This is a genomic window from Paenibacillus sp. FSL R7-0331, assembly GCF_000758645.1.
GTDB classification, from domain to species: Bacteria; Bacillota; Bacilli; order Paenibacillales; family Paenibacillaceae; genus Paenibacillus_AQ; species Paenibacillus_AQ camerounensis.
The window spans coordinates 957335-971136 of record NZ_CP009284.1; the positions used below are offsets into that span (position 1 = coordinate 957335).

Here is a 13802-nt window from a genome sequence, read left to right on the forward strand (position 1 = left end):
GGCTATGAAAGGGATGACCCGCGGAGAACTGGCAAAACGAACAGGAGTAAGTATGGCAACCCTCCGCTACTATGAGGAAAGTGGCATTCTGCCTGCCCCCGGGCGGGTAGCGAACGGTTACCGGATATACTCAGAAGATTATCTGGTGAAGCTGAAGTTCATAAAGGACGCCAAGTCTCTCGGTTATTCCCTGAAGGAAATCCGGGAGGTGCTGCAGATGCTCGGTTCAGAGATGGATGCCGAATCGCTGAAAGCGCGGGTCCGGAATAAAATCTCGGAAATCGATGAGCGGATCGCAGTGATGCAGGCGATACAGCAGATGCTTGCCGGCTTGCTGGAAACACCGCAGGATGAGATCCGTGACTATTTACAATCTTTTCGCACAGAACATAAGGAGTAGTCAGCTTGACAGAAGCTCATCCGCAGTAACCGGGAATAATGTTTTTACCATGCTGAGGATGGCTTTGGCATAATCCTGAATTTCCTTCTGGGCATCATGCTCCAGCCGCTGCTGCAGGAAGTGGGCGGCAGATTGCAGCGATGCCGTCCAGTACCAGCGGACATATAACCCGTAAGCCGGAAGAAACAGGCGTGCCTGCTCTGCACAGATGCCGTCCGCGAGGGCGGCTTCGTATTTTTGCATACCCAGTTCAGTGTAATCCATCAGCTCTTTCGTATATTTCTCCCCAAGCTCCCAGGCAATCAGGCTGCCGCTGCCCTGCTTGGAATTCTCCGGCGCGCTCCGCCACTCCCCGCCCGAAGGCAGATAAAAGGCCGGTTCCTCCGTAATATACCGGCGGCTGGATTCATTCCAAGCCTCCAGGCTATCACCGGTTCCCTCATAATGGGCAGAACCCACAACATATTTCCACCACTGTCTGGCGACCATCAGCGGCGCATAGATTTCGAACTGGATGACAGCATGCCTGAACGGTGAGGTATGGCCTTCCCGGGCCAGAAACCGGATCAGCCGGATATCCTTTTCGCTAAGCTCCTCCGATTGTTTGGCATAAGAAACCCGGGCCGCGTTCACCACAGTCAGATCACTGCCCATATGATTGACCAGCCGGACATACCCCTTGTCGAGCACATTAATCAGCATGTTAACAAACCCCCATTAGAAATTAAGCTTCTGCTTTCTATTCAACCGGCAGGAATACTTTTCCTGCATATGGCTTTTTTGGTTTATCCGCAATGAGAGACCGTGGTATAATTTTCCTGTGTGTTCGTATCCGGGAGCTGGAGTGATCTAGATATGCGGCTTAGGCAGATGGCGGTAGCTTTTTTATTCAATGAAGCTCAGGATGTGCTGTTTCTGCAAAAAAAGACCGGCAGCCGTTTTCTCGGCGGGCATCTGGTTCCCGTTGGGGGCCACATTGAGGACGGGGAACATAACGATCCCCGGATTGCCTGTCTGCGTGAGATTATTGAGGAAACAGGACTTACCGGGCAGAATATCGGCGGCTTGACGCTCCGCTACATGATATACCGGCTTAGGGCCGGACAGGAGATTAGTGTACAGTACATCTATATGGGCATTGTTGCACCCGGAAGCCGGCTGGCTTCCGGTGAAGAAGGGGAACTGCTGTGGCTGGAAGCCGGCAAGCTTGGTGGCTTGCAGGTCACGGCGTCAACACGCGCGGTGCTGCAGCATTATTTTGAATCAGGAATATATAACGATCACATTTATACCGGTACGATGCACTCGATGCAGGGAATACCTGTGGTGAGCTGGAGTGTACTGGAAGACTGGGAGGGCCATTAATCTATGAGCCGTTACGTTTCAATTCTGGGTGTGCCGTTTTCCCGGCTGACGCTTGATGAGACTGTGGCCTATCTGGCTGAGCAGATTGGTAAGGGCGCTCCGGGCTCTTTCATCTGATTACAGCCAATCCGGAAATAACGCTGGCAAGCCAGTCGGAGCTGCCTAAATTCGTCTTCCGGACGATAATCCGCAAAGGGAACTGAAGGGTACTGGGATTCAGCTTATAAGCGGATTCTACAGCTGATTTCTCTGATCTCGAGGGCTATTATAAGGATCGCAAGCTTTGCGGAACATACCTATCGCCGTCAGGAGCAGTAATAAGTACATAACAATTAAGGATGATTGCCATATGGAACTGATCGACAGCAGCAGAAGGATTGACCTGATAAAGGATACCGTCTATTGCTTCATTTCGCCTGAAGCCGAGGTGCTGGGTATAGAGAATATACCCATGAATCCGGGCTGCCGGGCTGTTGAACTGATGCGTAACCGGGTACGGCTGCAGTATGGAACAGGAACACAGGGCAGCAGTGAACAAGAAGAAATTTATCTCGTAACCAAGCAGGCCACATTTGCAGAACGTTCGGCACTCTCGCGCCTGTTCTCACAGGGAGCCAAGGTTCCGTTCAGCCTCTCAGGCCAGCCGTTATATGAAGGCCGCAGCCTGCTGTGCATTGAGGATGTGGACGGCAGGACAGATTACAGCAGACTGGATATGTCTGCTCTTCAGCAGAAGGAGACGGAGGCGCTGGCCTACATTCATTACGTCAATCTGGGATGTATACGCGACCTGCCATGGCTGCCCAGGGTGGATGAAGCTTATCTGGCAGAGGTTATTAATAGAAGCTGGAGAATATCCTGGGAGCATGCCAGGCAGAATGCTGCTTTTACCGATACGTTCGGGCGGGAGACTCTGTCGGCAATTGAGGAAATAGCCGGACGGATTGTAGAGGACATGATGCCGGTAATTTGTGCTGCTCACACCTTTACGATGATCCATAATGATCTTAATCCGGGCAATGTTCTGGTGAAGGATAACAAGGATGTCTATTTCATTGACTGGGAAGAGGCGCGTTATGGCTCGCTGTTCATGGACATTCCCATGCGCTGCGGGACTCTTCAGCAGGCAGAGGAATACCGGAGATATCTTGGTGTTCTCGGGTGTGATATTCCGCAGCAGGAATTCGCCGGACTGTTCCGGACAGCCTCCCGTTATCTGGGCCTCCGCTTCATGTGCTGGAACCTGGGAGTATGGCAGGAGAGCGGGCAGGCGAGGGCCGATCTGGTCAAATATATGAGAATGGTGACCGATCCGTTGTACAGTGGACAAGGGGTCTAAATATCTAATGCTCCGGCATGAAGAAAAGAGGTCTGCAGCGATGTCTCAAAGCTTTCAGGTTGAACTAAAAAAGGTAGTCGATCACTCCTATACGATCGAAATCGGCGAAATGCTGTTTCCGTCACTGATCCGTGACCTGCAGCAGGGGCTTGTTCCCGGTGCCAGTAAATTTGCTGTAATTACGGACTCCTCGGTAGAGCCGCTTTACGGGCGTCCGCTGCTGGAGCTTCTGCTGCAGAACGGCTTTGCGGCAGAGCTGTTCTCCTTCCCGTCCGGCGAGAAATCCAAGACCCGCGAGACCAAAGCGCGGCTCGAAGATGAGCTGCTGAGCCGCTCCTACGGGCGGGACTGCTGCATCATTGCCGTCGGCGGCGGGGCGGTTACCGATCTGGCCGGCTTCCTGGCCGGAACATTCGGGCGCGGGGTGCCGAGCCTGAACTATGCAACGACGCTGCTGGCGGCAGCGGATGCCTCTGTCGGCGGTAAAACCGGAGTGAACACGCCGGTAGCCACCAACCTGATCGGTGTATTTCATCAGCCGCGCAAGGTATATATTGATCTGGCCGCCTGGCGCACACTTCCGGTCCGTGAGTTCCGCAGCGGCCTGGCAGAGACCATTAAGCATGCCTGTCTGGCGGACGCGGGATTTTTCCGTTATCTGGAGGAGAATATCGGTAAGGTAGTATCGCCTGACGGTGAGCTGATCCTTGATCCTGAGACCTGTGAACAGCTTGCCTTGCACAACTGCCGGATTAAATATGAGGTGGTCCAGCAGGATGAGCATGAGCGTAATCTGCGGCAGATATTGAACCTCGGCCATACAGCCGGACGGGCGCTGGAGGCGGTCAGCGGTTATGAGCTGCTGCACGGTGAAGCCGTCTCCGTAGGACTGGTTATACAGGCTCGGCTTGGAGTGAAGCTGGGTTATATGACGGATGGGGAAGCGGAACGGGTTGTGAGGCTGCTGCAGCAGGCCGGTCTGCCGGCAGAGATTCCGGCCTCCATTACGAACCGGATGCTGGTGGACAAAATGTACACGGACAAGAAGGTGCGCAGCGGGAGGATCCGCTTTGTTTTTCAGGACGGGATCGGGGCGATGAAGACGTTTGCGGATGGTGCTTACTCAGTGCCGGTAGAAGAAGAGACGATTATGGCATTGCTGGAAGAAATTCGCGGCTAAAAGATTGAACATCTCTTGAATCCGTCTCCGCTTACAAGGGTAAGTAATAGATAAAGAATCGGCAGGAGGGGATCTATATGGGCAACCCGATTAAGGAGTTCAAGAACAGTCTCGACGGGCTGAAAAAGTCACTGGATGGAGTGAAGCAGTCCGTAGACCGCCTAAAAGAACCGGTGGACGAGGTGAAGGCGAATGTCCAGGAGACGCTGGATGAGGCCAAGAGCCGCAAGGACGGAATGAAAATGCAGGTTAAGCGAATGAAGGCATCGGTGCAGGAGACCAAAGCGGTGCTGGGTGAGGTGAAGGATACCGTTACTGCAGCCTCTGATGTTCTGTCTACTCAGAAGCGTTATAAACGGCTGCTGGGCCGCAGGAAAAAAACAGAAATTAACGGTTCGGCAGGATGATGCAGTTTTTGAAGTAATCAGGTAAACGGGAACTCTGATACATCAGCAGCACATGATTGGGGGCGTAGGCTGCGAAGTGGCTGGAATGGGTGGAATGTGCTTAAACCTTTCTCCTGCGGATTGAATAGAGGCAGATTGTTTCTGGCGGAAAGAGTAAGCAGGATGAATCCGAAGGATGCTGCGATACAATTGGCTGTTTGGTGAAAAAGAGAGGCTTGCTGCTAATCTAACGGAGATGACGTTATCTGCCTGATTTGAGACACGGCTCAGTTCTAGCGGACCCCACAGCCTTTATTGCCTACCTATCCTCGGAAAACCCGGCTTTTTGGTCCAAATAAGCGCATCTGGGTCCGTTAGAAGGAAAAACCGCCGTAAATCAGGTATTTAGCGTCATCTCTGTCCGTTAAAGTTACGGCATTGGCTCGGGTACTGCGACTGCACGCGAGTACTGCAACTGCGCCGATACTGCAGCTATGCCGTCACAGCGGCTGTGCACGCACTAACAATGTACTGTTTTATTCGCCAATTAAAAGAGCAGCGGTCTTCAGATAATCAGATTGTCTGAGGACCGCTGCTCTTTATGGGTTTAATGGCGCTATCGTTCTCGTTCTCACAGATCTGTCGAATGAAGCGTAAGAATGAATCCTAATAAGGAGATGAATTCTGTTACTGCGGCTTAATTCGAGCCTGCCCCTGCGTTGGCCTCTGCATTGGTATTTGTCTGCGTGCCTGTACCGTCCGGCGCCAGATTCAAATCAGCCTCTGCGTCAGGTGTCATATTCAGCTCCGAACCCATCTCCGGGTCTGTGCCGGTGTCTGTATCCTTTGGCCTGACGTTTTCCAGCGAATCGACAACGAATACGGGAACATACTGCTCCCCGGTTTCTGTACCTGCATAATCATATCTGTTCTGATACTGCCCGGTAATGACGGCAGTTCCCGTAACTGAGCCTGTATTACCTTGCAGTAAAAGATAACGGCCATCGGCAATGCCGACGCTCCGTCCGGAGTTATCAATGTACATTTCAGCGTTCATTGTGACATTCGCATAAGGATGCAGCTCCAGATCGTAAGCGGAGATAAGCGGGGGCGCTGTCTGCACGATTCCGGCAAACTGGTAGGCGCCTTCACTCAAAGTATACACTCCGGTCTCACCGGCCACGCCGTCACCGGTATCTGCGTTAGCTACGTGAATCGAGCGGTCCTCTGTCTGCAGTACATAGCTGTCTCCGGCAAAAGAGAAGAGTATTGAAAACCCCTCAGGCTTGATCTGATACGCTGTGAAACCGGTTCGTCCGTCATCCCGGCTCCCCCGGACTACCACAACCGGCACTTCAGCCACAGCAGCCAGCTGGTCATCAAAGGAAATGCCGTTCAGCCGCGCGAATTCCGGAATAACGCTGCCTGCGCGTGTCGAAATGATTCCGTCCTCCTGCAGATATGCATAATGCAGCATGCCGCTGCTGTCTACTCCCGCTACAGCCACCTTAGCGCCATATCGCCCGGAGACGGAAGCTACAGATACATATCTTCCTTCCACATCACCGCCCGGCAACAGACGGACAGGCTCAGCGGTATTCCAGGCCAGCTGTGCTGCGGCGATTTCGCCTGAAGTATCCTGCAGCGGAGTGAGGCTGCTGTACAGCTGAATCGCCTCAGCAAACTGCCCGTTCCGCACAAGCCGGTCGGCACCGGACAGCAGCTTGGATGTGCTTCGCTCAATAGATGCCAGCAGCTTGGACGACCCGGCAGCAAGCCCTGCTGACGCAGCGTAGTTACGGTAAGCAACGGCATGCCCGGCAAAAGCAGAATAATTGTCGCCCTCAAGGTCTTTGTCGATAATAAGACGCGCACTTTCTTCCGTCTGCTCCTGTACCCAGGGAGCCTGGTAGCCGTGGCTATCATAGGCTCCACTCATCGATAAGGCGCTGTCGAGCATAGGCTGGAAGCTCCCGGCTGCTGCCAGCACCTTCAGCCTGGAAATGTCATGTGACTTGAAGCCGGCTGCCAGCAGCTCTGTCTTGGTGTCTGCGCCCCCAAAATAAGCATCTGGAATCAGCAGCAGGTTCCATTTGTATGTATCGCCGGTATCCTCACCGCTGCCGCCGGCTGCAAGCCCGGCAAGAAACTGGTCCTTGAACTGCTTAAATCCGCCCGTCAGCTGCCGGGAAATGCCTGAGTCCTCTGATAGCTGGCGATAATAGGATTCATAAGGGCCGCCGCTGATGAAATACTTGGCCTTCAGGCTGAGCAGGGAAGCATAGCTCTCCATGAAGCCTGCAAAATCCTTCGTAACAAGCTGATCTGCTGATGTGCGGACCAGCGTATCCAGGCCGCTGCGAATCGCTGTAACCGGTGCCAGCTCCGCGAGCCGTGCAGCTATCTGTTCTTCTTTATAATGGATAGAATCATTATCCGCCGCCTGGCGGTACATCTGCTCGGCGGCGATCAGATCCCCGGCGGTGTACAGCCGCTCAGCCTCCTGCACCACACGGAGCTTGTCTTCAATCCGCAGTCCCTTCGAAACGAGCAGCCCTGCCATGCAAATACACAGAATGATCATAATATTCCGCAGGGTTATGGCCTGTTTGAACGTCATAGTATAGTAGCCCCTTTTTTCGAAAATATATCATGCCTGAGTCTTATGGCACTCTATCTAAAAATCGGGGTCCCAGCGGTATTTTGCTTCCCTGACCTCGGCTATCCTTTGGTCGAGACCGTTCCAGGCCTCATGCGGGCTGGCGGAAATCAGTCTGGACAGCCGCAGAAACCGGTCCTTGGGCAGCTCCTGTACATATCTTCCGATCATGCCGGAGTACAGCAGCGCGTTCCGTTTCAGACGGACCGCCGCTCCCGCTACACCGGCCAGGATTTCTCTGCCCTTGTTCATTTCAAGAATCTGCACCTCGTAATTTTTGACATAGCGGAGCGTGCGGTCCTTGATCAGCTCGGGCCGGACCCGGGCGATCTCACCGATATATTCGGCTAGCAGCGGTTCGAAATCCCGCAGCAGCAGCTGCTCCAGCTCCAGATTCATATCCTTGCGCAGCTGGAAGCCGTGCAGCAGGGCAACGCGCTGGCGGGCGATCCGGTCGCCGCGCAGCAGGATCGAGATTTCCCGCAGCTTCTCATAGGCCAGCACATCGTCCTCACGCAGCACCGCGACGGCCTCCTGGCGGTTCAGCTCCAGCCCTTCCCGGATGCGGTCAATATTCCGGCCGAGCAGCTCGTTTAAGGCAAAGAGGTTCTCATTCTGCCTTACCTTCCGCTGCATATAATAGAGGGCTGCAATGAGTACGGCTCCGCCGGCGCCGCTGAGCGCCATCTGCTGCAGGCTCTGCCCGAAATAGACCGCAGCAAGAGTAAGCAGCAGGAGCAGCAGCAGACGGGTATGCATCTTGCGCCCGGCGAGCGAAGCAGCCTGCCGGCCCGCCGGTCTGAGCGCAGCGCGTCCGCATTTGCCGCAGCGCTCCTCACCGAGCGCGGTGTAATTGCCGCAGTGCCGGCAGACCCGCAGCTTGTCATAGGCGTAGCGCGGGGCTTTGAACGGCCGGAAGGTGACGGGTCTCTTTTTAGTCACGGGATGGAGTCCCTCCGTTCAGTGCGGCAAGCAGCCGCTCGTCAATATCATCACGGGTAAGCGGCCTGCGCCGCCTTGAGGCGTAAATTGAAATTTGAATGACGGCATATAGAAACGCAATGCCGAGTATGACGTATGAAATCATGGAACTCTCCCTTTCATGCAGGCATAAAGTTGAAGTTTACAATGTTTAATTATATCATAATGGCATGCTATTGACAGATTTTAGCTAACTGCTGCACCGTCCCTATTAACGAATATAACACAAGAGGAGCCATCTTTATGCTTCGTACACAGCTTTGCCCCAGAACAACCAAGAATATGCTGCAGAGGCTGATCCCGGTACTGCTGCTGATCCTGTGCCTTACGGCATCACCCTTTGCAGCACTTCGGGCCTCGGCAGCCTCGGCTGGTTCATCCGTATCAGCGGCTGGCCCGTCCCGGATTGATGCAGTGCTGCTGATCGATGTCAGCAACTCCATGAACAAGAGTGACAAGAACAATATCGCCGGTGAGGCGATGAAGATGTTTATAGATATGCTGTCCACGCAAGGTGACAAGGTCGGGATAGTCGCTTACACCGACAAGGTGCAGCGCGAGAAGGCCTTGCTTGAAATCGGCTCAGCCGGCGACAAGCAGGATCTGAAGGATTTCATCGACGGGCTGAACCGCGGGCCGTACACCGACATCGCCGTGGGTATGGAAGAAGCGGTCAAGGTGCTGGAGAACGGCAGTGATCCCAGCCATGAGCCGATGATCGTCATGCTGGCTGACGGTAACAATGACCTCGATGAGGCAAGCGGCCGGACCCAGAGCCAGTCTGACCAGGAGCTGTCTGCTGCGGTGGATGCAGCCAAGCAGAAGGGCTACCCGGTTTATACTATAGGGCTCAATGCTGATGGTAAGCTGAATAAGGATATTCTCGCCGGGCTGTCTGCTGAGACAGGCGGCAAATCGTTTACGACGAACTCCGCGGATGATCTGCCGCAGATTCTGAGTGAGATTTTTGCCAGCCACCTGAAGCTGAAGATTGTTCCGGTCCAGTCGATTACGGCGGACGGCAGCTTCCAGGAGGTTACGGTTAACGTTCCTAACAGCAGTGTGCTGGAAGCGAACATTTCAATTATGTCTGCACAGCCGGTGACCGCGAAGCTGACCGATCCGTCGGGCAAGGAGGTCGCGATCCCGTCAGATGATGTGCTGCTGTCCAAGTCGTCCACCTACAGCCTAATCAAGCTGCTGTCACCGGAGCAGGGGGACTGGAAGCTGCAGGTAAAGGGTGTTCCCAAGGACAAAATCGACATTAACCTTGTCTTTAACTATGATCTCGAGCTTAAGATAGAGGCGCTGCCGTCAGCAGTGTACAAGAAGGGCGATACCATCGACATCGTCTCCCACCTGTACAGCAACGGTGCTCAGGTAACACTCAGCAATTTATATCAAGATATGAATGCGGTGCTGCTTGCGACGGACCTCGATACAGGGACAGTAGAGGAGCTTCCGCTGGACAATTCCGGGCCGGAGTTCAAGGGCGCTTTTGAAATTAAAGAGGCCCATAATTATGAGCTGAAGGTCCGGGCGGAGGAGAGCAGCTTTTACCGTGAAAGTGATGTGCTCAAGATCGATGCCAAGACAGGGGCTGTTAGTACAGCGCCTGCAACCGGCAACGGAACAACCGGAGAAGAGCCGCTTCAGCCACAAGAATCCTCAAACACCCTGTACTTTATCATCGGCGGCGTATTGCTCCTGCTTATTGCGGCGGCGGCAGTGTGGATGCTGCGCAAGCAGGCGAACCGCGGCTTTGTCGGTCAGATGGTTGTAGAGGTGCTGGACGGCAACACCGGAGAGAAGACGTATCCGCAGTACAAGAAGCTGTCCGGCTTCCGCGGCAAATTCACGCTGCATCAGCTGCTCCAGCTGGCTCCGGAACTAAAGGAGAGCGAGAAGGTCATATTCACTCCGGGCAAAAATGACCGGCTGCTCCTGCGCAGCAGTGAAGGCATCACAGTAGAAAGATCCGGGCGGGCGGCGGACGCTTCGCGCGGGCTGGAGCTAAAGAGCGGGGACCGTGTTTCGGTGCCGCTGCAGACAGTGGACAAGACGATTCTGTTGGAGTTTTTAATATAGAGGGGGAGAACCTATGAAACCGGTAGTAAGAGAGCATATTCAGCAGCTAGACGTATCGCTTGGCGGGGGAATCGTCAGTGACAAGATCAGAGTGGATACCATTGATAATCCGATTCTGATCATCGGCCTTGGGGGTACGGGAATTGACGCCCTGCTGCGCCTGAAATATCAGATTAACCGCCGCTTTAAGCTGCCTGAGGACCCGATTTCCAAGAAGAAGCGCGATAAGCCGGACAATGTGGAGTTCCTGGCTTTTGAAACGAATGAACAGGACCGCGGCAAAAAATACAAAGGCATCGGCCTTGATCCCCAGAATGAATTCGTGCTGCTTGCGAACGCGGAAATCGGCGGCCTGCTCCAGAACCGAAGCATCCTTGATCCCTACATTACCGATTGGCTGTCACCGGAGCTGAGCATTACCGACGGCATGAACGGGGCTGCCGGTGTGCGTCAGGCCGGACGCCTGCTGCTGTTCACCAAGATCAACCAGGTTGTCGGCGCGATTGATAAGAAGATTAAGACGCTGTCGGTCGGCACGAACAAAAAGCTGATGGTGTTCCTGCTTACCGGTCTGTCCGGAGGGACAGGCAGCGGTGCTTTTCTTGATATCTCCTATATCGTGCGCGGGATTATTGAACGTGATTACGGCGCGGCGGGTATTGACCGGGTCAACACGCTCGGCTACCTGTTCACACCGGACGTCAATCTGTCCAATAAAAGCCTTAGCGAGCACACCCGCGAATATATCCGCAAGAACGGCTATGCGGCGCTTAAAGAGCTGGATTACTGGATGAATGTGGACAGCCGGGGCGAGCGTTTCCGCCAGCAGTACGGCAATATTTTGACCGTGAATTCACCTTTGCCGCCATTTAACCTGTGCCATCTGATCTCCGCAACGAATACCGAGGGCAAGCTTCTGGAGAATGCTTACGACTACTGCATGAACGTAACAGCGGAGAACATCACGAACTTTATGGCCAGCGAGGAAAAAGCCTCCGGCGAGGAATTCGCCATCCATGACTATATCAGCAACATCCGGACCAACATCGCGCAGATGAACAAGGCATATCCGGCCAATTATGAATACAACATTATCGGGGCTTCGTCGGCCGTGCTGCCGATTGAAGAGATGACTACCTATCTGGCCTACCGCCTGTTCGACAAAATGGACAAGATGTTCCAGCAGGCTCCGGGCCAGGAGGATGTCGAGAAATTCGCCCGCAAGCTGGGCATCGACCTCGATACGATGATCAAAACCTTTGAATCCCGCGTACCTGAACCGCTGCCGGGCTATCAGAACAGCGAGCGGCTGAGCCACGCCAATGTCATTAAGAACCAGGTTGTTGATATGGATACCGAGCTGGAGCAGAGCTTCCTGTCCCGTGCGCGTGAAGAATATATCAAGGCTAAGAAGCAGCTGCCCGGCGAAATTACCGGACGGTTCGGCGAGGAGCTGGAGCGGATCTTCCTGCATCCGGAGCAGGGTCCGTTCTATGTGTCGCGGCTGCTCTATACCGAGAAGGGCTTCTGTATTCTGAAGCTGATCCAGTCCTATACTGAAGCGCTGCGCGAGAGCCTGCTGCGTCTGCCGCGTGATATTGAGACTGCCCAGGACAGTGCGGAAGAGAAGCTGGGCGATGCGCGGAGCGCTTTTGTATCCAAAGAGAAGAAGAAGAATGCCTATATTGAAGCCAAAATCAACGAGTACTGGCTGCATGCCGATGTTGAGCGGACGGAGCAGATGATCCAGTTCTACGAGGATCTGTTTGAGCTGCTGAATGAAGAGAATAGCCGGATTTACGGGGTGTTCACGGAGATTCTGAGCGCGCTGAGCACGATTTTTGAGAAGAATGGTAATATCCTGCTGAACGGTGATGAGCAGACCGACCACCGCGGCAACAAAACCTACTATTGGAATATCGTCAACGTGCCGGATATTGCGGCGAACATCTCCAAGCTGATGGACCAGAAGGACGGCGACGACCTGATCCGTGATTTTGCCCGTGAAATGCTGAAGCACTCCGGACGCTGGGTCAGAGAGCAGGAGATTGATATTGTCCGCTCCATTTCCGAGTTCCTGACCGACAAGTTCGGCGATCTGATTACCCGTTCGATGGAAGACTTCTTGGTTATGAAGTATGGCCGCGAGGAGCCGCTGGATAAATTTGTGGAGCGGATTATTGCAGGACGGCTGGATGAGGATGCGGTGCCGATTTTCCATCTGAGCAACAGCTCGGGCAGTCTGCACTTCCCGTCATGGGGCTTCGTCTCTGTGCCGGTTAAAGCGCCGGGCATCCTGAAGGGAATCCGCAATTACCAGAACAACGCGCTTGGCAAATCGCAGTTTACGATCAAGGAGAGCGAGGTTAAGAACCGGATTTTCTGGCTTAACACCCGGAACGGTGTGCCGCTCTTTGTCTATACTCCGCTAAGAGTATATGAGGAAAACTACGAACGCACCATTCTGGATAAGGAAGGGATTGGCCGCCATCTGGTGATGACCGACAAGAACAACTGGACCTATCTGCCGTCTCCGATTCCTGAGAAATCATGGGGAGACACCTATGTAAATGCACGTGTGCGTGAATACAATGCCAGAGTCCGCGCTGACTTTGCACGGGCGCTGGAGAGCGGCGTCATTACCGAAAAAGGCCTGGATGAGAATACGAGCAGCCGCTTCTCCGTTGTCTTCACCAAGCCGTTCGATCTGGATAAGCTGCTAAGCGGCTATGACCTGCAGATTGGTTCGTCCCGGCCAAATCTGGGCGAGGTGAAGAAGGCAGCCGATGAGCTGCGCTCGCTGCGTGAGAACGGGCTGGAGCGCGAAGCTGTGAAGGATATCTTCGGCAGCATCAATAAAGAGCTGGCTCAGGAGAACCTGATCCGTTCGCCGCAGCTGATCAGCCGTGTACGCGAAGAGCTGGCTAAATATGAGGCGCTGGCAGCCAAGGCTGCTGAGCTGGATGCGCTGCTCCGCCAGCATCTCGATGAGGACAAATGGCTCGACCAGTTCATCGAAGCGCTCTACACCGACACCATTGTCAAAAAAGGGGCGCTCTACGTCTACGACCGTGACGAGGAAGAGGATGCCTGGGAGCCGTTCGCTAATTTAATGAAGGAACGCAGCTATGTGGAATATGCCGTCTACCGCCATTTCCGCGCTCTGGATGAGAAGAGCCGCAGCGTGCTGCTGCGCAAAGCGGCGCGCCGTTCCGGAGAAATGACCGCAGCGGAGGATGTAACCCCGCTGCTCTATAAGCTGGAGGGTCTGTATGTCTCCTTCCTCGAAGCGCGTGACAGTCTGGAATATGAGCGGGTAGAGCATGCCGACGGCGATGAAATGTACGGCTTCTACAAGAGTCTGACCGGCAAGCTGGCCAGCATCCGCAGAAAGCTGAAGTAAG

General features: G+C 54.1%; 11 protein-coding genes. 7 read left to right on the forward strand and 4 right to left on the reverse strand.

What is annotated here, in order from left to right:
* Positions 1-4: 4 nt before the first annotated feature.
* Positions 5-400 carry a MerR family transcriptional regulator gene (locus tag R70331_RS04135; RefSeq protein WP_042173104.1) on the forward strand — a complete coding sequence of 132 codons (396 nt, stop codon included), beginning with the start codon at positions 5-7 and terminating at the stop codon, positions 398-400.
* On the opposite strand, the gene thyX is transcribed toward R70331_RS04135, so the two are convergent.
* A complete protein-coding gene (gene thyX / locus R70331_RS04140; protein ID WP_042173106.1) occupies positions 401-1102 on the reverse strand; it encodes an FAD-dependent thymidylate synthase in 702 nt (233 codons plus the stop codon).
* A gap of 153 nt (positions 1103-1255) precedes the next feature.
* Here thyX and R70331_RS04145 point away from each other — a divergent pair, with 153 nt between their 5' ends.
* The 4 genes from R70331_RS04145 (at position 1256) to R70331_RS04160 (ending at position 4691) form a co-directional block, all read left to right on the forward strand.
* Positions 1256-1765 carry an NUDIX hydrolase gene (locus R70331_RS04145; RefSeq protein WP_042173108.1) on the forward strand — a complete coding sequence of 170 codons (510 nt, stop codon included), beginning with the start codon at positions 1256-1258 and terminating at the stop codon, positions 1763-1765.
* 349 nt (positions 1766-2114) lie between these two features.
* Complete coding sequence (locus R70331_RS04150; protein ID WP_042173110.1) at positions 2115-3104, forward strand: phosphotransferase; 990 nt, start codon at positions 2115-2117, stop codon at positions 3102-3104.
* 40 nt (positions 3105-3144) lie between these two features.
* The gene (aroB, locus tag R70331_RS04155; protein WP_042173112.1) at positions 3145-4284 is read left to right on the forward strand and encodes a 3-dehydroquinate synthase; all 1140 of its coding nucleotides are present in this window, start codon (positions 3145-3147) and stop codon (positions 4282-4284) included.
* 77 nt (positions 4285-4361) lie between these two features.
* Positions 4362-4691 (forward strand): DUF6468 domain-containing protein, encoded by a 330-nt coding sequence (locus R70331_RS04160; RefSeq protein WP_042173114.1) that lies wholly within the window; start codon positions 4362-4364, stop codon positions 4689-4691.
* Positions 4692-5367: 676 nt separating this feature from the next.
* On the opposite strand, the gene R70331_RS04165 is transcribed toward R70331_RS04160, so the two are convergent.
* Genes R70331_RS04165 through R70331_RS31415 form a run of 3 tightly spaced genes read right to left on the reverse strand, consistent with a single transcriptional unit; the run spans position 5368 to position 8416 of the window.
* Positions 5368-7290 (reverse strand): hypothetical protein, encoded by a 1923-nt coding sequence (locus R70331_RS04165; RefSeq protein WP_042173115.1) that lies wholly within the window; start codon positions 7288-7290, stop codon positions 5368-5370.
* 57 nt (positions 7291-7347) lie between these two features.
* On the reverse strand, positions 7348-8271 hold the full coding sequence (locus R70331_RS04170) for a hypothetical protein (protein ID WP_042173117.1): 924 nt from the start codon (positions 8269-8271) through the stop codon (positions 7348-7350).
* A complete protein-coding gene (locus tag R70331_RS31415) occupies positions 8264-8416 on the reverse strand; it encodes a hypothetical protein (protein ID WP_156131072.1) in 153 nt (50 codons plus the stop codon). Before R70331_RS31415 ends, R70331_RS04170 begins: the two co-directional genes overlap by 8 nt.
* Before the next feature lie 137 nt (positions 8417-8553).
* Here R70331_RS31415 and R70331_RS04175 point away from each other — a divergent pair, with 137 nt between their 5' ends.
* Positions 8554-10398: a vWA domain-containing protein gene (locus tag R70331_RS04175; protein ID WP_081947460.1), complete on the forward strand. Its 1845-nt coding sequence runs from the start codon at positions 8554-8556 to the stop codon at positions 10396-10398.
* 13 nt (positions 10399-10411) lie between these two features.
* Entirely contained in the window at positions 10412-13801 is a 3390-nt protein-coding gene (locus R70331_RS04180) for a tubulin-like doman-containing protein (RefSeq protein WP_042173119.1), read from the forward strand.
* The last annotated feature ends 1 nt before the right edge of the window (position 13802 follow it).